This window comes from Thioalkalivibrio sp. AKL8 (genome assembly GCF_000380525.1).
Taxonomy (GTDB): domain Bacteria; phylum Pseudomonadota; class Gammaproteobacteria; order Ectothiorhodospirales; family Ectothiorhodospiraceae; genus Thioalkalivibrio; species Thioalkalivibrio versutus.
In genome coordinates this window covers 196,019-219,125 of sequence record NZ_AQYF01000007.1, presented here as the reverse complement: position 1 = coordinate 219,125, position 23,107 = coordinate 196,019, and the positions used below count along the sequence as shown (strand labels likewise).

At 68.2% G+C, this 23,107-nt stretch carries 21 protein-coding genes; 7 read left to right on the top strand and 14 right to left on the bottom strand.

Translation table 11 applies throughout. From position 1 onward, the window contains the following. Positions 1 to 32 precede the first annotated feature (32 nt). The 14 genes from G335_RS0106760 to G335_RS0106695 form a co-directional block, all read right to left on the bottom strand. A complete protein-coding gene (locus G335_RS0106760) occupies positions 33 to 680 on the bottom strand; it encodes a DUF3426 domain-containing protein (RefSeq protein ID WP_018176255.1) in 648 nt (215 codons plus the stop codon). Between the two features lie 228 nt (positions 681 to 908). Further along, a complete protein-coding gene (gene prmA / locus G335_RS0106755) occupies positions 909 to 1,790 on the bottom strand; it encodes a 50S ribosomal protein L11 methyltransferase (protein ID WP_018168372.1) in 882 nt (293 codons plus the stop codon). Positions 1,791 to 1,821: 31 nt separating this feature from the next. After that, entirely contained in the window at positions 1,822 to 3,168 is a 1,347-nt protein-coding gene (accC, locus tag G335_RS0106750; protein WP_018168371.1) for an acetyl-CoA carboxylase biotin carboxylase subunit, read from the bottom strand. Positions 3,169 to 3,219: 51 nt separating this feature from the next. Beyond that, positions 3,220 to 3,678 (bottom strand): acetyl-CoA carboxylase biotin carboxyl carrier protein, encoded by a 459-nt coding sequence (gene accB, locus G335_RS0106745; protein WP_018168370.1) that lies wholly within the window; start codon positions 3,676 to 3,678, stop codon positions 3,220 to 3,222. 9 nt (positions 3,679 to 3,687) lie between these two features. Next, the gene (gene aroQ / locus G335_RS0106740) at positions 3,688 to 4,128 is read right to left on the bottom strand and encodes a type II 3-dehydroquinate dehydratase (RefSeq protein WP_018176254.1); all 441 of its coding nucleotides are present in this window, start codon (positions 4,126 to 4,128) and stop codon (positions 3,688 to 3,690) included. A 189-nt stretch (positions 4,129 to 4,317) separates the two neighbouring features. Beyond that, entirely contained in the window at positions 4,318 to 4,980 is a 663-nt protein-coding gene (locus G335_RS0106735) for an OmpA family protein (protein ID WP_018176253.1), read from the bottom strand. Between the two features lie 102 nt (positions 4,981 to 5,082). Beyond that, on the bottom strand, positions 5,083 to 5,931 hold the full coding sequence (aroE, locus tag G335_RS0106730; RefSeq protein ID WP_018176252.1) for a shikimate dehydrogenase: 849 nt from the start codon (positions 5,929 to 5,931) through the stop codon (positions 5,083 to 5,085). Further along, entirely contained in the window at positions 5,928 to 6,944 is a 1,017-nt protein-coding gene (hemB, locus tag G335_RS0106725; protein ID WP_018176251.1) for a porphobilinogen synthase, read from the bottom strand. The genes aroE and hemB overlap by 4 nt, the downstream gene beginning before the upstream one ends. A gap of 23 nt (positions 6,945 to 6,967) precedes the next feature. Continuing rightward, positions 6,968 to 7,897 carry an oxygen-dependent coproporphyrinogen oxidase gene (hemF, locus tag G335_RS0106720; protein ID WP_018176250.1) on the bottom strand — a complete coding sequence of 310 codons (930 nt, stop codon included), beginning with the start codon at positions 7,895 to 7,897 and terminating at the stop codon, positions 6,968 to 6,970. Positions 7,898 to 7,913: 16 nt separating this feature from the next. Beyond that, positions 7,914 to 8,519, bottom strand: a complete 606-nt coding sequence (locus G335_RS0106715) for an L-threonylcarbamoyladenylate synthase (protein WP_018176249.1) — start codon at positions 8,517 to 8,519, stop codon at positions 7,914 to 7,916. Further along, a complete protein-coding gene (locus tag G335_RS0106710) occupies positions 8,506 to 11,064 on the bottom strand; it encodes a DNA topoisomerase I (RefSeq protein ID WP_018176248.1) in 2,559 nt (852 codons plus the stop codon). The genes G335_RS0106715 and G335_RS0106710 overlap by 14 nt, the downstream gene beginning before the upstream one ends. Positions 11,065 to 11,204: 140 nt before the next feature. Beyond that, entirely contained in the window at positions 11,205 to 11,690 is a 486-nt protein-coding gene (locus G335_RS0106705) for a DUF494 family protein (protein WP_018144651.1), read from the bottom strand. Then, the gene (dprA, locus tag G335_RS0106700) at positions 11,687 to 12,826 is read right to left on the bottom strand and encodes a DNA-processing protein DprA (RefSeq protein WP_018176247.1); all 1,140 of its coding nucleotides are present in this window, start codon (positions 12,824 to 12,826) and stop codon (positions 11,687 to 11,689) included. Before dprA ends, G335_RS0106705 begins: the two co-directional genes overlap by 4 nt. Before the next feature lie 21 nt (positions 12,827 to 12,847). After that, complete coding sequence (locus G335_RS0106695; protein ID WP_018168362.1) at positions 12,848 to 14,014, bottom strand: LysM peptidoglycan-binding domain-containing protein; 1,167 nt, start codon at positions 14,012 to 14,014, stop codon at positions 12,848 to 12,850. Between the two features lie 142 nt (positions 14,015 to 14,156). Here G335_RS0106695 and def point away from each other — a divergent pair, with 142 nt between their 5' ends. From def to trkA, 7 genes are all read left to right on the top strand, one after another. Further along, the gene (gene def / locus G335_RS0106690; RefSeq protein WP_018168361.1) at positions 14,157 to 14,690 is read left to right on the top strand and encodes a peptide deformylase; all 534 of its coding nucleotides are present in this window, start codon (positions 14,157 to 14,159) and stop codon (positions 14,688 to 14,690) included. Next, positions 14,690 to 15,655, top strand: a complete 966-nt coding sequence (fmt, locus tag G335_RS0106685; RefSeq protein WP_018168360.1) for a methionyl-tRNA formyltransferase — start codon at positions 14,690 to 14,692, stop codon at positions 15,653 to 15,655. Before def ends, fmt begins: the two co-directional genes overlap by 1 nt. Beyond that, positions 15,655 to 17,013, top strand: coding sequence for a 16S rRNA (cytosine(967)-C(5))-methyltransferase RsmB (gene rsmB / locus G335_RS0106680; RefSeq protein ID WP_018168359.1), 1,359 nt, complete (start codon positions 15,655 to 15,657; stop codon positions 17,011 to 17,013). The genes fmt and rsmB overlap by 1 nt, the downstream gene beginning before the upstream one ends. After that, positions 17,013 to 17,591 carry a DUF4390 domain-containing protein gene (locus G335_RS0106675; RefSeq protein ID WP_018168358.1) on the top strand — a complete coding sequence of 193 codons (579 nt, stop codon included), beginning with the start codon at positions 17,013 to 17,015 and terminating at the stop codon, positions 17,589 to 17,591. The genes rsmB and G335_RS0106675 overlap by 1 nt, the downstream gene beginning before the upstream one ends. Positions 17,592 to 17,871: 280 nt before the next feature. After that, complete coding sequence (locus G335_RS0106670) at positions 17,872 to 20,076, top strand: ATP-binding protein (RefSeq protein WP_018176246.1); 2,205 nt, start codon at positions 17,872 to 17,874, stop codon at positions 20,074 to 20,076. Next, positions 20,073 to 21,452: a sigma-54 dependent transcriptional regulator gene (locus G335_RS0106665; protein WP_018176245.1), complete on the top strand. Its 1,380-nt coding sequence runs from the start codon at positions 20,073 to 20,075 to the stop codon at positions 21,450 to 21,452. The genes G335_RS0106670 and G335_RS0106665 overlap by 4 nt, the downstream gene beginning before the upstream one ends. 23 nt (positions 21,453 to 21,475) lie before the next feature. Further along, positions 21,476 to 22,855 carry a Trk system potassium transporter TrkA gene (gene trkA / locus G335_RS0106660; RefSeq protein WP_018144642.1) on the top strand — a complete coding sequence of 460 codons (1,380 nt, stop codon included), beginning with the start codon at positions 21,476 to 21,478 and terminating at the stop codon, positions 22,853 to 22,855. Positions 22,856 to 23,107: the final 252 nt, after the last annotated feature.

Genomic DNA, 23,107 nt, shown 5'->3' with positions numbered 1-23,107 from the left:
CATGTGAATGCGCGCGAGCTTGGACCCGGGAATTACCGGGGCTGGATTTCGATGCCGGTGATGTGGCCATGAGGACTGGCAACGGCCAGACGCACGGAATGGGGGGAGTGGGCATTCATCGGTGCGTGGGTGTCGGTGTAGTCGTCGGGGGTTAGCCGGAGGGTGCCATGGGGCGTCCCAAGCTGGTCGGTCAGGCGGATATCGAGGATCGGCCAGGCCTGCCGGATCGGGCTCTCGAGCACGAATTGCAGGTGCAGAGTGCCATCGGTGGTGGTGAAGAAATCGGGCGCCGAGGTCCGGATTTGTCCAGGGGCGCGCCGCGGGTGCCAGGTCGGGCAGGGGAGGGCCGCGCACACTTGCGCCCGGGCCTGGGCCAGCTGGGGGCTCTGGTCCGGTGCCACGGGCGGGATTGCCAGTAGTTGCGCGCCCAGCAGCAGCATCAGGGCGGCGGCCAGCACGATCCCCGGCCAGGAGCGCCGGCGTGTTGCGTCTGCCGAGCCCAGGGGGCTTGCGTGGCGTTCGATGTTGAGGGGTATTGCAGCGCCCGGGGCCCGCTCGATGGCGTGGAGGGGCGCCTGCCGTGCCGGGAGGAGCCCTTGGCCCAGCACGCGTTCGCCCGCGCCGCCGATCTCCAGTGCCGGGAACAGATCGAACTCGGCATCGCAATTGGAGCAGTGCACTCGCCTCTGGCGGAGCTTGGCCCCGCGGGCGAGGGCGTGGGTGACGCCGCATTGGGGGCAGCGGGCCAGCATCCTACGGGCTGGGCGTCAGGTGTCGCGAGGATTCGCCCGATGGGGCCTGCTGATGGGCTTGCGGCGCGTTGCTGCAGCCGGGCGATCCTGTGCTTGCGGCGCCTTGCCGTTGAGAGCGATCGACTCGGCCGGGCGCGTCCATGACTCAGCGTCTCCCTAGCGCCGGCGGCCGCCGAGCAGGGCCCAGCCTTCGCGGCAGTCCTCGACGCCGATATCGAAGGTGTCAGAGTAGGCCGCGATGACTTCGTCTGCCTGGCGTTCGAGCAGCCCGGCGAGCAGGATGCGTGCGCCCGGTTTCGCCGCCCGAGCCAACTCCGGTGCCAGATCGATCAGCGGCTTGGCGAGGATGTTGGCCAGCACCAGGTCATAGGCCGCGTCGGGCACAGGGTGATCGGTCAGCCCCGTCTCCAGCTGTGCGGGCGGGATGGCGTTGGAGTCGGCATTGCTGCGGGTGGCTTGCACGGCCTGTTCATCGATGTCGATGCCCAGTGCATGGCGTGCGCCCAGCTTCAGGGCGGCGATCGCGAGGATGCCAGAGCCGCAGCCGTAGTCGAGGACCTCTTGATCGCGCGGTGGCTGCTGGGCCAGGGCGGCCAGGCACATCGCGGTGGTCGGGTGATTGCCGGTCCCGAAGGCAAGGCCGGGGTCCAGGCGCACGAAGGTGCCTTCCTCGATCGCCGGTTCATCCTCCCAGGAGGGCACGATCCAGAGTGCGCCGCCGCAATGGATGGCGCCAAGACCGTCCAGCCCGGCGCGGACCCAGTCCTGGTCCTCGATCGCCTGGACCTGGATCGCCTCCGGGGCCTGCGCTTGGCGCGCCAGCGCGGCGGCGGCGAGGTCCGCCTGGGTGGTGTCCGGGAACACCGCCTTCAGGCGCACGGTGGACCACAGGGGATGTGTGCCCAGGGGCGGCTCGAAGAGGGGTTCGTCTGCGGCGTCGAACAGCTCGACGCTGACGGCACCCAGTTCGAACAGGGTGTCCTCCAGCGGCTCGGCTTGTTCCGGGCTGATCTGGCATTCAAGTTCGGCAAGGCTCATGGCATCAGGCTCGTGGCGCGAGGGGGAAGGGTCAGGCCTGTGCCTTGAGCTTCTTCTCGAGATAGTGGATATCGGTCTCGCCGCGCTGGAAGTTCGCGTCGATCATCAGGTCGTGGTGCAGCGCGACGTTGGTCTGGATGCCGTCCACCACGATCTCGCCCAGGGCGCCGCGCATGCGCGCCAGCGCGATCTCGCGGCTGTTGCCGTGGGCGATCAGCTTGCCGATCATGGAGTCGTAGTACGGCGGCACCATGTAGCCGTTGTAGATGTGGGTATCCATGCGGATGCCCGGTCCGCCCGGCGCGTGGTATTGCTGGATGGTGCCGGGGCTGGGCATGAAGGTACGGGGGTCTTCCGCATTGATGCGGCACTCGATCGCGTGACCGGTGATGCGCACGTCGTCCTGCGTGTAGCCCAGGGGTTCCCCGGCGGCGATGCGGATCTGTTCGCGCACCAGATCGATGCCGGTGACCTGCTCGGTGACGGTGTGCTCGACCTGCAGCCGGGTGTTCATCTCGATGAAATAGAAGCCCCCGTTCTCGTACAGGAACTCGAAGGTCCCGGCGCCGCGGTAGCCGATCTCCTGACAGGCGCGGATCAGACGTTCGGCCATGGCCTGGCGCTGGTCATCGGTAATGCCAGGGGCCGGTGCCTCCTCGATGACCTTCTGGTGGCGTCGCTGCATGGAGCAGTCACGTTCGCCCAGGCAGACGGCGTTGCCGTGGCTGTCGGCGAGGATCTGGAACTCCACGTGGCGCGGGTGTTCCAGGTACTTCTCCATGTACAGGGCGTCATTGCCGAACCCCTGCTGCGCCTCGTTGCGGGTCAGCGATATGGCGTTCAGCAGCGCGCCCTCGGTGTGTACCACACGCATGCCGCGCCCGCCCCCGCCGGCGGCGGCCTTGATGATGACCGGGTAACCGATCTCGCGCGCCAGCGCCAGGTTGGTGTCCGCGTCGTCGCCCAGGGCGCCGCCGGAGCCGGGGACGCAGGGCACGTTGGCCTCCAGCATCGACTGCTTCGCGGAGACCTTGTCGCCCATCAGACGGATGGTCTCGGCGCGCGGACCGATGAAGGCGAAGCCCGAAGACTCCACTCGTTCGGCGAAGTCCGCGTTTTCCGACAGGAAGCCGTAGCCCGGGTGGATCGCTCCGGCGTCGGTGACCTCGGCGGCCGCGATCAGCGCGGGAATGTTCAGGTAGCTCTCGCCCGAGGCCGCGGGGCCGATGCAGACCGACTCGTCCGCCAGGCGAACGTGCTTCAGGTCGCGGTCGGCGCTGGAATGCGCGGCGACGGTGGCAATGCCCATTTCGCGGCAGGCACGCAGGACCCGCAGGGCGATCTCGCCGCGGTTGGCGATCAGAATTTTCTCAAACATGCTCGAACCTGTTTCCAGCGAAGCCGGGGATGTGACGCCCGACGGATGGGTTCATCCGATGATGAACAGCGGCTGCCCGTATTCCACCGGGTTGCCGTTCTCGACCAGAATGTCGCGGATGGTGCCGCCCTGGTCGGCCTCGATCGGATTGAGCATCTTCATGGCCTCGATGATGCAGAGGGTCTCGCCGGCCTCCACCGTCTGGCCGACCTCGACGAATGGCTTGGAGCCCGGGCTCGGGGCCCGGTAGAAGGTGCCGACCATGGGTGCGGTGACCCGATGACCGTCCATTTCCGGTGCGGCCTCCGTCGCGCCCGCCGGGGCTGCGGTCGGGGCCGCCGCGGCGGCGGGCGCCGCTGGGGGCAATGGGGCCGCCGGGGCGGCGGCCATGGGCGTCCCACTGGCGGAGCGGGTGATGCGCACCGACTCCTCGCCTTCGTGGATCTCGATCTCGTGGATGCCGCTCTCGTCGAGCAGGTCGATCAGTTTCTTGACCTTGCGAATGTCCATGGAAGCCTCTTAGTCCTTGATAGCTGCAAGCGCCGCATCCAGCGCCAGCCGGTAGCCAATGACGCCGAAGCCACTGACCAGGCCGGCGGCGACATCGCTCAGGCGCGAGGTCTGGCGGAAGGGCTCGCGGGCGTGGATGTTGCTGATATGGATCTCGTAGAACGGGATGGCGACGCCCAGCAGGGCATCGCGCAGACTGACACTGGTGTGGGTCAGGCCGCCCGGATTGATCAGGATGTGCTCCACGCCCTCGCCAGCGGCGGCGTGGATGCGGTCGATCAGGTCGCCTTCGTGATTGCTCTGGAAGCAGTCGAGGGTTGCGCCGGCCTGTTCCGCCCGGGCTTTAAGGTCGGTCTCGATGTCCGCCAGGGTCTGTACGCCGTAGCGCTCCGGCTCCCGCTGTCCCAGCAGGTTCAGGTTGGGGCCGTTGAGCAGCAGTATGGACGCCATGGCAGGGGGAATCGGTAGCGATCCTGTCGAGAATGGACGCGATTGCACCGAAAAATCACGATGCAGCGAATGATCGGGATTCTGCCGCAGGAAGGGTAGGAGTGTCCAGCGCGAGGCGCTGGAGACGTCGCCAGAATGGGGTCGGCCCGGCCTCGGCTAGCGTCGGGGTGCCGGGCCGGAACGTGCGGGTTAGTCGGCGGTGAGCGGGAACAGGGTGAGTTCGACGCGGCGGTTCTGTTCGCGGCCCGCATCGGTGTCGTTGGTAGCGACCGGCTGGTGCGGCCCGAGGCCGATGGTGTGCACCCGCACCGGCTGTACGCCACGGCGGATCAGGGCCTGACCCACGCTCTCGGCACGGCGCTCGGAGAGGTCCATGTTGTATTCCACCCGGCCGGTGCTGTCGGTGTGCCCGGCGACCTCGATCCCGGTCTGGTCGAACTCCTCCAGCACCAGTGTGACCGAGTCGAGGACGTCATGGAATTGCGGCTTGATCTCGCTGCGATCGAAATCGAAGGTGATGTTGCTCGGCATGTTGAGGATGATGTTGTCGCCATCGCGGGTCACGCTCACGCCGGTGCCGCGCAGCTGTTCGCGCAGGGCATCCTCCTGGCGGTCCATGTAGTTGCCGATGGCGCCACCGGCCAGGGCCCCGATGCCGGCGCCAATCATGGCGCGCTGGGTACGGTTGCGACTGCTGGTGACGCTGCCGAGCACCGCACCGGTGGCGGCCCCGATGCCGGCCCCGATGGTGGCTCGGGAGACGCGTTCTTCCCCGGTGTACGGATCCGTGGTGGTGCAGCCCACCACCAGTACCAGGGCGCTGGTGACGGCCAGGGCGAGAATGCGTTGCATGATGAATCTCCCAGTATTCGCTGGCCCCGTGCGGATACGGGGCAATAGGTTCAGCTTGCGCTGTGGCGCGTGAACCGTCCATGAACCCGGGTTGTGGGTGGGCTATTCGGGAGCGATTTCGTGACGCAGTTGACGCAGAATGGGATCCGTCTCGGGGTGCACCCCGCGCCAGATGGAGAAGGCCTCGGCCGCCTGTTCCACCAGCATGCCGAGGCCGTCGCTGCCGCGTACACAGCCCGCGCCGGCGGCCCAGTCCAGGAAGCGCTTGGCGCCGGCGCCGTAGACCAGGTCATAGGCCAGGCTGTCCGCGTGGACGAGGTGCTCGGGGAGCGCCAGTGCATCGTCGCCGAGACCGGTGGCGGTGGCGTTAACCACCAGGTCGAACGGACCCTGCGGCAGGGCGTCCAGGCCGCAGGCGGAGAGCCGGGTGGCCGGGGCGATATCCCGGAAGGCATCCACCAGCCCCTCGGCGCGGGCCACGGTGCGGTTGGCGATGATCAGCACCTCTGGTGCGCCTTCCAGCAGCGGCTGCAGCAGGCCGCGGGTGGCGCCTCCGGCCCCCAGGATCAGGACCTGGCGATTGCGCACGTCGAAGCCGAGGCGGTCGAGATCCCGACAGAATCCGACGCCGTCGGTGTTGTCGCCGTGGATCCGGTGGTCGCCGTCCCGCCACAGGGTGTTGACTGCCCCGGCATGGCGCGCCCGGTCGCTCAGCACCCGGGCCAGGGCGAAGGCCTCTTCCTTGAATGGAACGGTCACGTTGAGGCCCTTGAGCCCCTCGGCGAACCAGGCGTTGACCTCCTCGGCGAACTGCCCGGGGGTGCCCTGGCGGGCTTCGTACACGAGGTGTTGCCCGGTCTGTTCGGCGAACAGGGTGTGGATGCGCGGGGACAGCGAGTGGTGAATGGGGTTGCCCACCACCGCGTAGCGATCCGGACGCGGCTCTCTCATCGCGCCGCGTCCTCCGCCAGCCATTCGGCCACGGTGCGCGCATAGTAGGTGAGGATGCCGTCGGCCCCGGCGCGCTTCATGCCGGTCAGGGCCTCCAGCACGCAGGCACGCTCGTCCAGCCAGCCGCGCTCGGCGGCGGCCTTGAGCATCGCGTACTCGCCGGAGACGTGGTAGACGAAGGTCGGGCGCCGGAATTCGTCGCGGATGCGGCGCACCACGTCGAGGTACGGCATGCCCGGTTTGACCATCACCATGTCGGCCCCCTCGGCGAGATCCAGCGCGACCTCGTGCAGGGCCTCGTCGCCGTTGGCCGGGTCCATCTGGTAGGTCTCCTTGCCGCCCTTGCCGAGGTTGCCGGCCGAGCCCACCGCGTCGCGGAACGGGCCGTAGAAGGCGGAGGCGTATTTCGCGGAGTAGGCGAGGATGCGCGTGTGCACGTGCCCGCCGTCCTCCAGGGCGCCGCGGATCGCGCCGATGCGCCCGTCCATCATGTCGGAGGGGGCCACCACGTCGGCACCGGCCGCTGCGTGCGACAGCGCCTGCTTCACCAGGGCCTTGGTGGTGATGTCGTTCACCACGTAGCCGTCGTCGTCGATGATGCCGTCCTGACCGTGGGTGGTGAACGGGTCCAGGGCGACGTCGGTGATCACGCCGAGATCCGGGTGCGCCGCCTTCAGTGCGCGCACCGCGCGCTGGGCGAGGCCCTCGGGGTTCCAGGCCTCCTGTGCGTCCAGGCTCTTCTTCTCGCCCGGAACCACCGGAAACAGCGCCAGTGCCGGGATGCCCAGGCGCACGGCGGCGGCCGCCTCTTCCAGCAGCTGGTCGATGGAGACGCGTTCCACGCCAGGCATCGACGGCACCGCCTCGCGCACGCCCTCGCCCTCGGTGACGAATACCGGCAGGATCAGGTCGTCCGCGCGCAGGTGGTGTTCGCGCATCAGGCGGCGGGAGAAGCCGTCGCGGCGCATTCGGCGCGGGCGGCCGGCGGGATAGGGGGCGATCGGTGCGGTCATGCCAGGTCCTTGCGTGTTTGGAGTCAGCCGGCAGTCTCGGCGAGCCAGTCGCGCGGCTTCAGATAGCGTTCGTACAGTTCGGCCTCGGGCGTGCCGGGCGCCGGCTGGTAGTTGTACTCCCAGCGTACCAGCGGCGGCAGCGACATCAGGATCGACTCGGTGCGCCCGCCCGACTGCAGGCCGAACAGGGTACCGCGGTCGTAGACCAGGTTGAACTCGACATAGCGCCCGCGGCGGTAGAGCTGGAACTGGCGCTCGCGCTCGCCAAAGTCGGTGGCGCGGCGGCGCTCGACGATCGGGGCGTAGGCGTCGAGGTAGGCGTTGCCCACGCTCTGCATGTAGCCGAAGGCATGCTCGAAGCCGCCCTCGCTGAAGTCGTCGAAGAACAGCCCGCCCACGCCGCGCGGTTCGTCGCGGTGCTTGAGGTGGAAGTACTCGTCGCACCACTTCTTGTGCGCCGGGTAGAGGTGCTCGCCGAACGGGCGGCAGGCGGCCTCGGCGGTACGGTGCCAGTGGATGCAGTCCTCGTCGAAGCCGTAGTAGGGCGTCAGGTCGAAGCCGCCGCCGAACCACCAGATGGGGTCCTCGCCGGGCTTCTCGGCGATGAAGAAGCGCACGTTGGCGTGCGAGGTCGGAACAAAGGGGTTGTGCGGGTGGATCACCAGGGACACGCCGGTGGCCTGGAACGAGCGCCCGGCCATCTCCGGACGGTGGGCGGTGGCCGAGGCCGGGAGGTTGTCGCCCATCACGTGGGAGAAATTCACCCCGGCCTGCTCGAACACCGCGCCTTCGCGCAGCACGCGGGTACGCCCGCCGCCGCCAGCGGGGCGCTCCCAAGCGTCCTCCTCGAAGCAGGCCCGGCCGTCCAGGCCCTCGAGGCCCTGGCAGATGCGGTCCTGCAGGCCCTGCAGGTAGTCGATTACGTGCTCGATGGAGACGTTGTCCTGGCTCATGCTGCGTCCCGGTTGATCAGTGGTGGGTGTTCGCGTCGGGTTCCGGTCCACCCCGGAGCCAGGCCCCGGTGCGGGCGTCGCGGATCGCGCTGGGGGCGTCGCGCCCGCCACATTCTGCCTGCAGGATCGCATCGATGCCCGCCCCGAGTTGTGAGGTAACGCAATCCCAGGTGCGGCAGGGCTCCGCGCCGGCGCGGTTCGCGCTGGTCGAGACCAGCGCGCTGTCGGCGGCGGCGCACAGCGCACGTGTGGCTGGATGGGCGGTTACGCGCACGGCCAGGCTGTCGTGTTCGCCACGCAGTAGGATGGGGCAGTCAGGGGTTACGGGTAGCAGCCAGGTTGTGGGGCCGGGCCAGCTCGCGTCGATCTCGGCCTGGCGGTCGGCGGGCAGCGGGGCCAGCCAGGGGGCAAGGCGGTCGAGCCGGTCGCTGACCACGATCAGCCCCTTGGCCGCCGGTCGACCCTTCAGTGTCAGGATGCGTTCGATGGCCTCCGGCGCGTCCGGGCGGCAGCCAAGGCCGAAGACCGCCTCGGTGGGGTAGGCGATCACCCCGCCGTCGCGCACGTGGTGCGCGACGGGATCGATCTCGGCGGTCAGCAGCGGGGCGTTATTCCGATCCACGATCGCCGGAGGGCTCGGCACTCAGGCGGTTGTCGCCAGCGCCGGCGGACTTCGCAGTAGACGACTTCTTCGCCGGGGTCTTCTTGGCGGTGGTCTTCTTCGCGCCCGTCTTGCTGGCGGTGGCCTTCTTCTTGGTCGCCGGTTTTTTCGCGGATGTCGACTTGGCCGACGTCTTGCTGGCGGTCTTGCCCTCGGTCTTGCTAGAGGACTTGGCAGCGGTCTTGCCCGTGGACTTGGTCGCCCCCTTGCGTCCGCGGCCCTTGCGTTCCGGGGCGGCGGCGATCAGTTCCTGGCACTGTTCCAGCGTCAGGGACTTGGGGTCGGTCTCTTTCGGGATCTTGGCGTTCTTGTTGCCGTCGGTCACGTAGGGGCCGTAGCGCCCGTTCAGGACCTGGATGCCTTCCGCGTCGAAGCTCTTGATGAAGCGTTCGGCGTCCTTTTTCTTCTTCTCGGCGACGACCTCCAGCGCGCGTGGCAGCTCGATGCTCCAGACATCGTCGTCCGGGCCCAGCGACGCGTACTTGGAGCCGTACTTCACGTACGGGCCAAAGCGGCCGATGTTGACCATCACCGGTTCGCCCTCGGGGGTCTCGCCGAGATCGCGCGGCAGCTTGAACAGCTCCAGCGCCTCCTCGAGGGTGACCTTGTCCATCTTCTGCCCGGGCAGCAGGCCGGCGAAGCGCGGCTTCTCCTCGTCGTCCTTGGTGCCGATCTGCACGATCGGTCCGAAGCGGCCCAGGCGTACGCTGACCGGGCGCCCGCTTTGCGGGTCGGGGCCCAGTTCGCGCGACTGCACGGCCTCGGCGCGGGTCACGTTCTCTTCTTTTTCCTTCACCCGGTCGCGGAAGTCGCCCCAGAACGCTTCCAGCACCGGGACCCAGTCCTTCTCGCCGCGCGAGATGGCATCCAGCTCGTCTTCCAGCTTCGCGGTGAAGTCGTAGTCCACGTAGCGGTCGAAGTGCTGGGTCAGGAAGCTGTTCACGATCCGGCCGGTGTCGGTCGGGATGAAGCGCTTGCCATCCATCTCCACGTACTCGCGCGACTGCAGGGTGGAGATGATGCTGGCGTAGGTAGAGGGGCGGCCGATCCCGTATTCCTCCAACGTCTTCACCAGGCTGGCCTCGGTGTAGCGCGGCGGCGGCTCGGTGAAGTGCTGGTCGGCGGTGACTTCGTTCAGTTTGACGCTGTCGCCCTCGGCCATTTCCGGCAGGCGCTTGTCCTCGTCGTCGTCCTGCGTGTCGTCGCGGCCCTCCTGGTAGACCGCGATGAAGCCGGGGTCGACCAGGGTGGAGCCGGTAGCGCGGAACTGGTGCTGGGTCTCGCCCGGGACCAGGTCAGCAGCGACGGTGTCGAAGGTCGCGTGGATCATCTGGCAGGCGACGGTGCGCTTCCAGATCAGGTCGTACAGGCGTGCCTGGTCGCTGCTCAGGCGATCGCGTATCTCGTTCGGCACGTGGCGCACGGAGGTCGGGCGGATGGCCTCGTGGGCCTCCTGCGCGTTCTTGGACTTGGTCTTGTACTGGCGCGGGCTGTCGGGGACATTGTTGGCCCCGTAGCGCTCCTCGATCAGACCGCGGATTTCGCCGATCGCCTCGCCGGCCAGGGCCACCGAGTCGGTACGCATGTAGGTGATCAGGCCGATCGCGCCGGAGCCCAGATCGATCCCTTCGTAGAGCTGCTGGGCGGTGCGCATGGTGCGGCTGGCGGTGAAGCCGAGCTTGCGCGAGGCCTCCTGCTGCAGGGTCGAGGTGGTGAACGGCGCGGCCGGGTTGCGGCGGCGCTGCTTCTTCTCGACCTTGGCGACCCGGAGCTCGCCGCTGGCGGCGTCGGTCAGGCGTTTCTGGGCGTCGTGCGCCAGTTCGGTGCTGTTGAGGTCGAACTGGTCCAGCTTGTTGCCGTCCAGGTGGGTCAGGCGCGCGGTGAATGACTGGCCCTGACGCTCGGTCAGGGCGTCGAGCGTCCAGTACTCGCGTGCGACGAAGGCCTCGATCTCGTTCTCGCGCTCGGCAATCATGCGCAGGGCCGGACTCTGCACGCGCCCGGCGGACAGGCCGCGCTTGATCTTGCGCCACAACAGCGGCGAGAGGTTGAAGCCGACCAGGTAGTCCAGCGCGCGGCGCGCCTGCTGGGCGTCGATCAGCGGCTGGGCCAGGTCGCGCGGGTGCTCGATGGCTTCCTGGATCGCCTTCTTGGTGATCTCGTGGAACACCACCCGGTGCACGTCGCGGTTTTCCAGCAGGCCGCGTTCGCGCAGGACCTCGTGGAGGTGCCAGGAGATCGCCTCGCCTTCACGGTCGGGGTCAGTCGCGAGGATCAGGTCGTCGGACTTCTTCAGCGCCTTGGCGATCGCCTCGATCTGTTTCTCGCTGCGCTCGATGATGTCGTACTTCATCCGGAAGCCGTCTTCCGGATCCACCGCGCCCTCCTTGGGTACGAGATCGCGTACGTGGCCATACGAGGCGAGGACCTGGTAGTCGGGACCCAGGTACTTCTCGATGGTCTTGCCCTTGGCGGGGGACTCTACAATGACGAGGTGCTTGCTCATGTGGCTCGGGACCGTCTCCGTGGCAGCGGGTTCCGTGTCGGGGCGGTGGCGGTTGCAAGCGTGCAACCGGGTTCACGGGCGCTAAAGACTAGATGAGGAAAACGCCCGTGGCTACCGCATGACCTCGAAAGACGGGGAAGTCAGTGCAGATAATCCACGGCACTGGGGCCCGAGTCGTCGCGCATGACCTCTTCCAGGCGGGAATAGGCGATCGCGTCGTCGGGCTGGTTGAACAGCACCATCAACACCACCCAGCGCAGCTGGTCGAGGTCGATCTCCTCGGCATCCAGCTCCATGACGCGATCCAGCACCAGCTCGCGGGTGCCGGCCGTCAGCAGGCCGTTCTGCTCCAGGTGCAGCAGGAAGCCGTGAGACTCGGTGTCCAGGCGCTTGCGCTCCTCGGGGGCGTAGATCCGCTGGGCGGCACCGTCCCCGCCGCGGCCTGCCAACGGGGCCTCGCTCATCAGGCGGTCCAGCCAGCCGAGGGCGCGATCGATCTCGCGCCGGGCGAAACCGGCCTCCACCAGGTGGCGCTCCAGTTCCGAGCGGTCCGGCTCCTCGTCGGATTCCTCGTCGATGGTGTGCTCAAAGAGATACATGAGCACATCCAGCACGTTCTCGTTCATGATTCGGGGGATCCTGCGTCGAGGCGCTGGAAGCGCCCGTGGTCGAGGGCGGCCACGCGGCCATGGAGTTCAAGCAAAACCAGCATGGATGAAAGCTGTTCGATGGTCAATTTGGTGCGCTCGCGCAGGGTTTCCAGTGGGACCGGGTCGAAACCCATCGCGTTCAGCACGCGTTCCTGCTCCGGGTCCAGCGGTTCGCTGGTGGGTTCCGCCGGAACAACTGGGGCGTTGGGCGCCACGCCTAGCCAGTCCGCGAGGTCGTCGAGGATCTCGTCGGCCGACTCCACCAGTTGGGCGCCGTCGCGGATCAGTTGGTGGCAGCCCCGGCTGGCGGGGCTGAGTACCGAGCCCGGGACCGCATAGACCTGGCGCCCCTGCTCGGCGGCCAGCCGCGCGGTGATCAGCGAACCGCTCTTCAGGGCCGCCTCGACGACCAGGGTGGCCAGCGAAAGCCCGCTGATCACCCGGTTGCGCTGCGGGAAGTTCCGCGCCAGTGGCCGGGTATCGGTGGGCCATAACGAGACGACCAGGCCATGGTCCGCGATGCGATGGGCGAGCCGGCGATGCTGGGCGGGGTAGATGCGGTCGGGCCCGGTGGCGACCACCGCGATGGTGCGCCCGCCGGGTGCGGCCAGGGCGCCCTCGTGGGCCGCGCCGTCGATGCCGCGCGCCAGGCCGCTGGTGACCGTGAGCCCGGCCGTGGCCAGCTCGCGCGCGAATTCGCTGGCCAGGCGCTCGCCCTGCGGGGTCGCCTCGCGGCTGCCGACGATCCCCACTTGCGGGGCGCGCAGCAGTTCCGGGTTGCCGTTCAGGTACAGCACTGGCGGTGGGTCGGGGAGCTCGGCCAGCAGGGGCGGATAGGCGGGGTCGTCGAGGCACAGGAGGTGATGCCGGGGATCGGCATCGAGCCAGGCCCGGTCGGCTTCGGCCCCTTTGTCGCGGGCCTGGCGCGCGGCATCGTCCAGCCGGAGGTCGATGCCCGCGCGCTGCCATTCGGCGGTGGGGGCGTCGAGGGCGTTGCCCGGAGTGCCGAAGGCCTCGACCAGTTGCAGCATGCGCCGCGGGCCGAGGCCGGGGGTGTTGATCAGGCGTAGCCAGTCCTGGTGCGGAGCGGCCGCCGTTTCGGCATCACGCATGAAGCCGGGCCGCAAGTCCGGTCAGGGGGCGCGAACCTTGTCACCCTCGCGCAGGGTGCGTTCGGCCTCGGTTACCAGCACGTAGGAGACCTTCTCGAAGGTCTGGAAGACCATTACGGTGCCGACTTCTTCTTCCGGCAGGGTGACCACGTCGTTGGCGCGATCACTGATCGGGTCGCGCACCTCGCGTCCGGCGGTGAAGGCCGCGAAGACGTGACCGTTCTCGATGCCGTCGCGCTCGCCGCGGTTGATGATGGCGGCCTGCAACTGGCCGATCTGGCTGATGGCGTCGAACAGCGAGATGATCGTGCCCTCGGCGCCGGCCGGCGCGCGGCCAATGTCGAACAGCCGGTCCTGCTCTTCGGCATACGGCACCAGGCGGTCGCCACGGATGGCCTCGCGTTCGCCCTTGCGGATATCGGCGCGGGCGACGTTGCCCGGCTCGATGATCTCCGCCTCGCCCACCGGCAGGGTCGCGACGCCCAGCTCCTCGCCGGTATCCGGGTCGATCAGCATGCCGTCGTGGCGCACGATGTGGTAGAGCTCGTACTGTTCGGTGTCTTCGGCGTTGCGCACGTAGACGCGGTCGCCGGGGCCGAAGATCACGCGCTCGTCCTGCGAGGCGAGGACATACGGCGCGTTCTCCAGGGTCTCTTCGTCCAGCACCTGCGGCCGGAACATGAACGACTGCAGGGTGGAGATGGGGGAGATGTCCTCGTCGCGCTCCACCACCCGGGCCTCGGGCGACAGGCGATGGGTCGGGCGCACGCGCGGGCCGCCGTCGACCATGATGCGCGGCTGGCCATCCACGTAATGAATGCTCAGCACGTCACCCGGATAGATCAGGTGGGGGTTCTCAATCTCGGGGTTGACCAGCCAGATCTCCGGCCAGTACCAGGGGTCCTGCAGGAACATCGCGGAGATATCCCAGAGCGTGTCGCCCTTCTTGACGACGTAGCGTTCCGGCGCGGATTCGCGGATCTCCGGCTCGGCCTCGGCCTCGGCGGAGCTGCGTCGTTCCAGTGCGTTGCGCGACTCGCGGGCGGCAGCTTGCGTTTCGCTGGTGTCGGATACAGCCGTTTCGGCGCTGCCATTCTCTGGCGTGGCCGCGCAGGCGCTCAGCAACAGCGTTACACTGAAGAGAATGCCCGGCAGAACGAAGGTCGTGGTGGCCCTGGTCTTGTACATTTTAGTGTCCCCTGTCAGGTCCGCGCGCTCCCCGAGCCTTCCTGTGGCCCGGCCCCAGTCGGATGACGCAACTCCGCGGATATTGCGGTCCAACGTTAGCAGAATTGCGACGTCTGTACAGTACAAAGTTTGAGGTTTTTTCATGGCCAAGCGTGAAATCCTGCACTTCCCCGATCCCCGGCTACGCCTGAGGGCCGAGCCGGTCGCCGAGGTGGATGACGAGATCCGTACCCTGGTGGACGACATGTTCGAGACCATGTACGAGGCCCCGGGCATTGGCCTGGCGGCCACCCAGATCAACGTGCAAAAGCGAGTGCTGGTGGCGGATGTCTCCGATGATCAGAGCGCGCCGCATGCCTTGATCAACCCCGAGATCCTGGAAACCTCCGGCGAGGAGGAGATGGACGAGGGCTGCCTGTCCGTGCCCGGTTTCTACGAAAAGGTGCAGCGTGCCGACCGCATCCGCGTGCGCGCCCTGGGGCGCGATGGCCAGCCCTTCGAGCTGGACATCGACGGGCTGCTCGCGGTGTGCATCCAGCACGAGATCGACCACCTCGACGGCAAGCTGTTCGTCGATTACCTGTCCAGCCTGAAGCGCAGCCGCATTCGCAAGAAGCTGGAGAAGCAGGGCGTCCGCACCGGGGCGGGTGACAAGGCCGCGGTCCCCGCGGTCTGATGGGGGTGGCGGACACGGACGTCGACTCCCTGCGCATCGTCTATGCCGGGACGCCCGATTTTGCAGTCCCGGCGCTGAAGGCCCTGATCGAGAGCGGGCATGCGCCGGTCGCGGTCTACACCCAGCCGGACCGCCCGGCGGGGCGCGGGCGCAAGCTGCGCCCCGGGCCGGTCAAGCAGGTCGCCGAGGCCGCGGGGCTGCCGGTGGTGCAGCCGGAGAGTCTCAAAACCCCTGAGGCCCAGGCGGCGCTCGCGGCCTGGCGCCCGGATATCCTGATCGTGGCGGCCTACGGGCTGATCCTGCCGCGCGCGGTGCTCGCGATCCCGCCGCTGGGGGGGCTCAATATCCACGCCTCGTTGCTGCCGCGCTGGCGCGGCGCGGCGCCGATTCACCGTGCCATCCTCGCGGGGGATGCCGAGACCGGGGTCTGCCTGATGCAGATGGCCCCGGGGCTGGATACCGGCCCGGTGCATGCCTGCCGGGGTGTGACGATTACACCGGAGACCACCACTGGAAGCCTGCACGACGTTCTCGCCCGTGAAGGCGCCGAACTGCTGGTCGAGCAGCTCCCGGCGATTGCCGCGGGCGAGTCCGCGCCCTGGCCACAAGATGACGAGCAGGCCACGTATGCCCGCAAGCTGGAGAAACAGGAGGCCTGGATGGACTGGTCGCAACCGGCCGTCGCCCTGGATCGCCAGGTACGTGCCTTCAACCCCTGGCCGGTGGCCCAGACCGGCTGGCAGGGGCAGGTGGTGCGGGTGTTTAACGCGACCCCTCTTGCCGAACCGGCCGATGCGGCGCCGGGGACGATTCGAAATACTGGGGTGGACGGCGTCGACGTGGCCACGGGCGACGGCATCCTGCGGCTGCAAACGGTGCAGCTGCCGGGACGTCGCCCGGTCGCGGCGGCCGACTGGGCTCGTAATGCCGATCTGGTTGGCCAGACCCTGACGGGGGCGGTCTGATGGCAGGCAAGCAAAAGCGTGTGGTGCCCTCGCGGGTGGATTCGCGTTCGCCGCGTCAGCGTGCGCTGGAGGCGGTCGAGCGCGTGGTGCTGCAGGGGCAGTCGCTGACCCGGGCGGTGGAGCTGGTGACCGAGGGGCTCGCGTCGCGCGATGCCGCCTGGGTGCAGGCCCTGGCCTACACCACCCTGCGCTGGTATCCGCAGCTGGAGGGGCTGGTCGGCGGGTTTCTCGAGCGACCGCTGCGCAAGAAGGATGCCGTGATCGGCGTGCTGCTGGCGCAGGGCCTGGCCGAGGTGCTGCATTTCGGTACGCGGGATCATGCGGCGGTGCGCGAGACGGCCGAGCTGGCGCGCGAGATCCATCGACCCGGCGCGGTGGGGCTGATCAACGCGGTTCTGCGCCGTGCCCTGCGCGAGCAGGATGCGCTGGCCGCCCGGATCGAGGCGGAGCCGGGCCTGCGCTATGCGGTTCCGGCGTGGCTGCTGGAGGCGATTCGCGACGCCTGGCCCGAGGACTGGGAGGCGTTGCTGGAGGCCTCGACGCTGCCGGCGCCGATGACCCTGCGGGTGAACCTGCAGCGCGGCAGCCGCGAGGCGGCGCTGGAGGCGCTGGCCGCTGCGGGGACGCCGGCGCGGCCGCACCCGGTGCTCGCCAGCGCGCTGACCCTGGAGAATCCGGTCGACGTCGGGGCGCTGCCGGGGTTTGCCGACGGGGCGCTGTCGGTCCAGGACGCCTCGGCGCAATGGGCCGGGCACCTGCTGGATCCGCAGCCGGGCGAGCGGGTGCTGGATGCCTGTGCGGCCCCGGGCGGCAAGACCGGGCACCTTCTGGAGCGCGCCGGTGGCCAACTGGACCTCACCGCGCTGGACAACGACCCGGAACGCCTGGAGCAGGTGCGCGAGAATCTCGACCGGCTGGGCTTCGACGCCCGGCTGGTCGCCGCCGACCTGGAGGCCGCCGACGACTGGTGGGACGGCCAGGCCTTCGACGCGATCCTGCTGGACGTGCCTTGTTCTGCCACCGGCGTGATCCGGCGTCATCCGGATATCAAGACCCTGCGCCGAGCCGAGGACATCCCGCGTCTGGCGGCGGAGCAGGCCCGCCTGCTGGCCGGCGCCTGGCAGCTGCTGCGCCCGGGCGGGCGGCTGCTGTATGCCACCTGCTCGCTGCTGTCGCCGGAAAACGAGGCCGTTGTGGCCCCGTTCGTGGCCGCGACCGCGGATGCGCAGGTACTTCCCGTGAATGGCGATGCGGGGATCCCCGGAGGCCGGCCGCGCGAGGTCGGCGTGTCGCTGCCGCTGGGGCTCGAGGGCGGTGACGGCTTCTACTATGCGCTCCTGGAGAAGCGGGCCCCCTGATGCCGAGCGGCGCCTCCCCGTGGCGCGGGCCCTTCGTGGCGCTGTGCTGCCTGTTTGCTCTGCTGGCGCTGCCTGTGCCGGCCGCGGCGGTGGAGATCCGCGGCGCCAATCACCTGTGGCTGGACGACACCACCGTGCTGGTGCGTCTCGATATCGACATGCGTCTGCCCGCCGTGCTGGAAGCTGCCCTGGCCAACGGAGTGACCCTGGAGTTCGAGGCGGAAACCCGTCTGGAGCGCGGTCGCCGGGTGGGGCGCGACACCCTGGCGAGCGAGACCCGCCGGGTCCAGCTGCAATACTTTGCGCTGAACCGGCACTACCTGGTAACCGCGGTGACCGACGAGCGCATGGATCTGAAACCGACCCTGGGGGATGCCCTGGACCAGGTCGCCCGGCGGCTGGGCCGGCTGCGCCTGGACGGCATTCCCGCTTCGGCGCGCCCGAATCCCGGGGAGTTCGACCTGGCGGCACGCCTGATGCTGGTGTACTCGGCGCTGCCTCTGCCCCTGCAGCTGGATGCCGGGTTGCGCGGTGATCTGACGACACGACAGGAGTGGCGGCGATGGTCGCTGGATTAGGGAAAAGCTGGTCAACGTACGCGCTCGCTGCTTCGTCGCTTTTGCGTGCGAACAAGGCGCGGCGACCGCCGTGCAGTCATTCTGCACAAGGGTGCCGCAACGCCGTGCGCAGGCCCGTTTTTGATCACAACGGGCGGCCGAGCCCCTGCTTTCAATGGTTCGTGGGGTTGGTAACCCAGGTTCCCCGATCCGGCGTTGCGGCCCTTGCCGATAGAATGGCTACCGGCTGCGGACCGCGCCTTGTTTCGGAAAACCTGGGTTACCAACGCGAGGGTGTACGTTGATCAGCGTTTCCCTAAGGGGCTTCCCGTGGGGGCTGTTCGGCATCGGGCTCCTGTTCGTGCTGCTGCTGACCTCGCTGGTGGTGATGGGCGATGCCGCGCAGAACCAGGCGCGCTTCGAGCAGCTGTTCCTGTGGCTGCTGGTGTTCCACGTCGCCGTGCTGGTGGCGCTGGGCGGGCTGATCATCTATCAGGTCGCGCGCATGGCGATCCAGTATCGCCGCGGGGTCCCCGGCAGCCGGCTGACCCTGCGCCTGGTCGCGGTGTTCATGCTGGTGGCGGTGCTGCCGGTGTCCGTTGTCTATTACTTCTCCTTCAAGTTCCTGAACGAGGGCGTGGATTCCTGGTTCGACGTGCGCGTGGAGTCGGCGCTGGAGGATGCGCTGGAGCTGTCGCGCTCGTCGCTGGATCTGCGGGTGCGCCAGCTGGCGAACGAGACCCAGGAGCTGATGAGCGATCTCGAGGGGGTCTCGGAGGGGCTGGTGCCGCTGGCCCTGAACGACTATCGCCGCCAGGTCGGGGCGCAGGAGCTGACCCTGGTCGGCTCCAACAACCGCATTATCGCCTCCAGCACCGACAGCCCAATTCGTCGTCTGCCGACCCCGCCCGGGTCCGACATTCTGATGCGGGTGCGCCCGGAACAGCCGTATTCGCGGCTGGAGCCGCAGCCCGACGGCTCGCTGATCATCCGCGTGGTGGCCACCACCAGCAGCCGCCGCCCGGGCTCGGAGAACCGTATCCTGCAGGGCATTTACCCCGTGGACCCGCGCATGAGCGCGTTGTCGCTACGGGTGCAGGACGCCTTCGCCGACTATCGCGAATTCGCCTACCTGCGCGGGCCGATGATCCAGGGCTTTGTGTTCACCCTGTCACTGGCGCTGGCGATCTCGCTGATGGCGGCACTCTGGGCTGGGCTGCTGGTGGCGCGGCGCATGGTGCGCCCGATCTCCGACCTGGTGCAGGGCACACGCATGGTCGCCCAGGGCGACTACAGCACCCGCCTGGCGGTGCAGCGCGCCGACGAGCTGGGTTTCCTGGTGCAGTCGTTCAATACCATGACGCGCACCCTGAACGAGGCGCGCGACGAGGCGGAACGCAACCGCCGCCTGCTGGACGCCGAGCGCGCCTATCTGGAGAGCGTGCTGCAACATTTGCGCTCCGGCGTGCTGGCGCTGGATGGCAGCCTGCGCCTGCGTACCGCGAACGCCGCGGCCAGCGAGATCCTGGAGTGCGACCTGCAGCGGGCGCGCACCCGGGTGATGTCGGAGGTGGGCGCCGAGTGCCCGCTGGTGGCGCAGTTTTTCGAGGCGATCAGCGATGCCCTGGTGCGCCAGGAAGAAGAATGGTCGCGCCAGGTGGTGGTGTTCACCCGTAGCGGGCGCAAGGTGCTGATGACCCGTGCCGTGTGGCTGCCGACCTCGGGGTCCAGCCGCGGTCTGCACGCGATCGTGTTCGACGATATGACCGAGTTCCTGAAGGCCCAGCGTGACGCCGCCTGGGGTGAGGTGGCGCGCCGCCTGGCGCACGAGATCAAGAACCCGCTGACCCCGATCCAGCTGTCCGCCGAGCGCCTGTCGCGGCGTCTGGGCAAGGTGCTGGAGGGGGCGGATCGCGAGGTGCTGGATCGCGCCACCGGTACCATCGTGCAGCAGGTGGAGGCGATGAAGACCCTGGTCAACGCCTTCCGCGACTATGCCCAGGCCCCGCAGCTGGAGCGCGCGTCGGTGGATCTGAACCAGCTGATCCGGGACGTCTGCGAGTTGTACCTGGACCAGGACGGGCGCTCGCGCGTCGATGTCACGCTGGATGCGTCCCTGCCGCGAATCCATGGCGACGCCGGGCGTCTGCGCCAGTTGCTGCACAACCTGATCAAGAACGCCCTGGAGGCGGGCGAGGGCCACGAGGACATGGAGGTGCATGTCGCCACGGCGTATCTCGACGACTCGGCCGGGCCGCATATCGAATTGCGCGTGATCGACACCGGTCCGGGCATCAAGCCGGAGTTCCTCGAGCGCATCTTCGAGCCCTACACCACCGACAAGCCGCGTGGAACCGGTCTCGGTCTGGCCGTCGCGCAGAAGATCGTGGAGGAGCATGGCGGCATGATTGAGTGCCATAATGCAGAGTCCGGGCCGGGCGGGGCGGTCTTCCGCATCCGCATCCCGGTGGAGCATGGTCCGGTGGTTCACGAGGAGCCCGAATGAGCGAAGCCTACATACTCGTGGTCGACGACGAGCCGGACATCCGCATGCTGCTGCAGGATGTGCTGGAGGACGAGGGCTATCAGGTAGCACTCGCCGGCTCCGTGGCCGAGGCCAAGGCACAGCGTCGCAGTCGCCGCCCGGACCTGATCCTGCTGGATGTCTGGATGCCGGACGGTGACGGGATCTCCCTGCTCAAGGAGTGGGGCGATGACGAGGGGCTGCCCTGCCCGGTGGTGATGATCTCCGGTCACGGCAACGTCGAGACCGCTGTGGATGCCACGCGCCTGGGTGCCTACGACTTCATCGAGAAGCCGTTGTCCATCGACAAGCTGCTGATCACCCTGAACAATGCCCTGGAGGCCGCACGCCTGCAGCGCGAGAACGTGGGCCTGAAGCGCCACGCCGGTACGGTGGCCGACCCGGTGGGCGACAGCGCCACCATGGTGAACCTGCGCGACCAGGTGCAGCGCATGGCGCAGCACGATACCTGGGTGCTGATCACCGGTGAGCCAGGCGTGGGCAAGCAGACCTTCGCGCGGCTGCTGCATGCGCGCAGCGCGCGCCGCGAGAGCCCGTTCATCGTGGTCTCGGTGGGGTCGCTCTCGGGCGAGGAGGCGATCGCCGAGCTGTTCGGCAGCGAGCAGGGAGAACATGTGCGCTATGGCCTGCTGGAGCAGGCGGCGGGTGGCGTGCTGTTCCTGGACGAGGTCGCGGAGATGGATCTGCAGACCCAGGGGCGGTTGCTGCATGCGCTGGATACCCAGCGCATCACCCGCATCGGCGGCAACCAGCCCATCAGCGTGAACGTGCGCGTGATCGCAGGGAGCCAGTACGACCTGGCCGAGGCGGTCAAGCAGGGCCACTTCCGCGAGGACCTGTACTACCGGTTGAATGTCCTGCCACTGACCATCCCGCCCCTGCGCGAGCACCCCGAAGACATCCCGGAACTGCTGGAGTGTCATATGCGCCACCTGCACCAGCAGGAAGGGCTGCCGCCGCGCGCCTTCCAGCGTCCGGCCCTGGAGCGGCTGCAGCAGTACCACTGGCCGGGCAACGTGCGCGAACTGCGCAACCTGGTGCAGCGGCTGATGATCCTGGGCTCGGGCGACGAGATCACCCGTGACGAGGTGGAGCGGACCCTCAGCGGGCAGCCGCAGCGCGCCGAGGAGGGCGGCGAGGGGGCGGTCGCCATCCCCGATCTGCCGCTGCGCGAGGCGCGCGAACAGTTCGAGCGCGAATACCTGCAGCAACAGCTGGAGCGCTCCGAGGGCAACATGACGCGCCTGGCGGAACGGGTGGGGCTGGAGCGCACGCACCTGTACCGCAAGTTCAAGGCGCTGGGGATCGACCCCAAGCGCGTGAAATCCGATAGCTGAACCCGCTTCGGGACGGGAGACGCATGAAGCACATCATCATCCTCGGGGCCGGGCAGGTCGGTCAGTCGCTGGCGGAGGCGCTGAGCGCCGACGGGATCGACATTACGGTGGTCGATTACCGCGCCGAGATGCTGGCGGAGCTGGAGGATCGTTTCGACATCAAGACCGTGCACGGCTTTGCCGCGCACCCCTCGGTGCTGGAGGCAGCCGGTGCGCAGGACGCGTCCATGCTGATCGCGGTCACCAACTCGGACGAGACCAACATGGTCGCCTGCCAGGTGGCCTCCACGCTGTTCAATATCGAGACCAAGATCGCCCGGGTGCGGGCCCGCGACTACCACGAGACCCCGGCGCTGTTCGCCCAGGACGCGATGCCGGTGGACATGCTGATCTCGCCCGAGGCGATCGTGACCAGCCACATCCAGCGCCTGATCGAGCACCCCGGTTCGCTCCAGGTGCTGGAATTCGCCGAGGGCCGAGTTTCGCTGGTGGGGGTGCGCGCCTACTACGGTGGCCCGCTGGTCGGGCACGAGCTGAAAAATCTGCAAAACGACATGCCGGGCATCCAGACCCGGGTGGCCGCGATCTTCCGCAAGGATCGCTCGATCCAGCCGGATGGTTCCACGGTGATCGAGGCCGATGACGAGGTGTTCTTCGTCGCGGCGAAGAAGAACATCCGCGCGGTGACCTCGGAGCTGCGCAAGCTGGAAAAGCCCTACAAGCGAATCATGGTGGCCGGTGGCGGCAACATCGGCGAGCGCCTGGCCGAGACGCTCAGCAAGCGCTACCGGGTCAAGGTGATCGAACGCGATTCCGAACGTGCCGATCATCTGGCGCGGACGCTACCCAGCAATGTCCTGGTGCTGCACGGGGACAGCTCGGATGACCGCTTCCTCGAATCCATCAACGTCGAGCACAGCGACGTGTTCTGCGCGGTCACCAACGACGACCAGGCGAACATCTTCGCCGGGATGCTGGCCAAGCGCTGGGGCGTGCGCAAGGTGATGTCGCTGATCAATCGGCCGAGTTACGTGGACCTGCTGCAAAGCGGGACGATCGATGTCGCGATCTCGCCACAGCAGGCGACCATCGGTGCGCTGCTGGCGCGGGTGCGCGAGGGCGGAACCGCCACCGTGCATGCCCTGCGCCGCGGTGCGGCCGAGGCGATCGAGACCGTGGTCAACGGCGATGCCCGGACGTCGCAGGTGGTCAGCCGCCGGATCGACGAGATCGACTTTCCCGAGGGCACTCGCGTCGGAGCGGTGGTGCGGGGCGAGGAGGTCATCATCCCCCATCGCGACACGGTCATCGAGGCCGGCGACCACGTGATTCTGTTCGTGACCGATCGGCGCAAGGTGAAGCAGGTGCAACGCCTGTTCCAGCCCACGGCGCTGTTCTTTTAGGGAAACACTGATCAATGTACACACTCGCGTTGGTATCCCAGGTTCCCCGATCCTGCGTTGCGGCCCTTGCCGGTAGAACCACTACCGGCTGCGCACCGCGCCTTGTCTCGGGGAACCTGGGTTACCAACCCCGCGGGGCTCGGCCGCTTTTGCGCGCGCACGGCGTTGCGGTTCCCTTGTGCAGAATGACTGCACGGCAGTCACCGCGCCTTGTTCGCACGCAAAAGCGACTCGAGCGCGAGTGCGTACATT

Bases quoted from the DNA above. Each gene is read 5' to 3' on its own strand.
- aroE (WP_018176252.1), bottom strand. From the start codon at position 5,931: ATGAGAGAGCCGCGTCCGGATCGCTACGCGGTGGTGGGCAACCCCATT.
- accC (WP_018168371.1), bottom strand. From the start codon at position 3,168: ATGTTTGAGAAAATTCTGATCGCCAACCGCGGCGAGATCGCCCTGCGG.
- G335_RS0106675 (WP_018168358.1), top strand. From the start codon at position 17,013: ATGCCGAGCGGCGCCTCCCCGTGGCGCGGGCCCTTCGTGGCGCTGTGC.
- prmA (WP_018168372.1), bottom strand. From the start codon at position 1,790: ATGAGCCTTGCCGAACTTGAATGCCAGATCAGCCCGGAACAAGCCGAG.
- def (WP_018168361.1), top strand. From the start codon at position 14,157: ATGGCCAAGCGTGAAATCCTGCACTTCCCCGATCCCCGGCTACGCCTG.
- G335_RS0106735 (WP_018176253.1), bottom strand. From the start codon at position 4,980: ATGCAACGCATTCTCGCCCTGGCCGTCACCAGCGCCCTGGTACTGGTG.
- hemF (WP_018176250.1), bottom strand. From the start codon at position 7,897: ATGAGCCAGGACAACGTCTCCATCGAGCACGTAATCGACTACCTGCAG.
- hemB (WP_018176251.1), bottom strand. From the start codon at position 6,944: ATGACCGCACCGATCGCCCCCTATCCCGCCGGCCGCCCGCGCCGAATG.
- dprA (WP_018176247.1), bottom strand. From the start codon at position 12,826: ATGCGTGATGCCGAAACGGCGGCCGCTCCGCACCAGGACTGGCTACGC.
- G335_RS0106695 (WP_018168362.1), bottom strand. From the start codon at position 14,014: ATGTACAAGACCAGGGCCACCACGACCTTCGTTCTGCCGGGCATTCTC.
- accB (WP_018168370.1), bottom strand. From the start codon at position 3,678: ATGGACATTCGCAAGGTCAAGAAACTGATCGACCTGCTCGACGAGAGC.
- G335_RS0106705 (WP_018144651.1), bottom strand. From the start codon at position 11,690: ATGAACGAGAACGTGCTGGATGTGCTCATGTATCTCTTTGAGCACACC.
- aroQ (WP_018176254.1), bottom strand. From the start codon at position 4,128: ATGGCGTCCATACTGCTGCTCAACGGCCCCAACCTGAACCTGCTGGGA.
- trkA (WP_018144642.1), top strand. From the start codon at position 21,476: ATGAAGCACATCATCATCCTCGGGGCCGGGCAGGTCGGTCAGTCGCTG.
- G335_RS0106710 (WP_018176248.1), bottom strand. From the start codon at position 11,064: ATGAGCAAGCACCTCGTCATTGTAGAGTCCCCCGCCAAGGGCAAGACC.
- rsmB (WP_018168359.1), top strand. From the start codon at position 15,655: ATGGCAGGCAAGCAAAAGCGTGTGGTGCCCTCGCGGGTGGATTCGCGT.
- fmt (WP_018168360.1), top strand. From the start codon at position 14,690: ATGGGGGTGGCGGACACGGACGTCGACTCCCTGCGCATCGTCTATGCC.
- G335_RS0106665 (WP_018176245.1), top strand. From the start codon at position 20,073: ATGAGCGAAGCCTACATACTCGTGGTCGACGACGAGCCGGACATCCGC.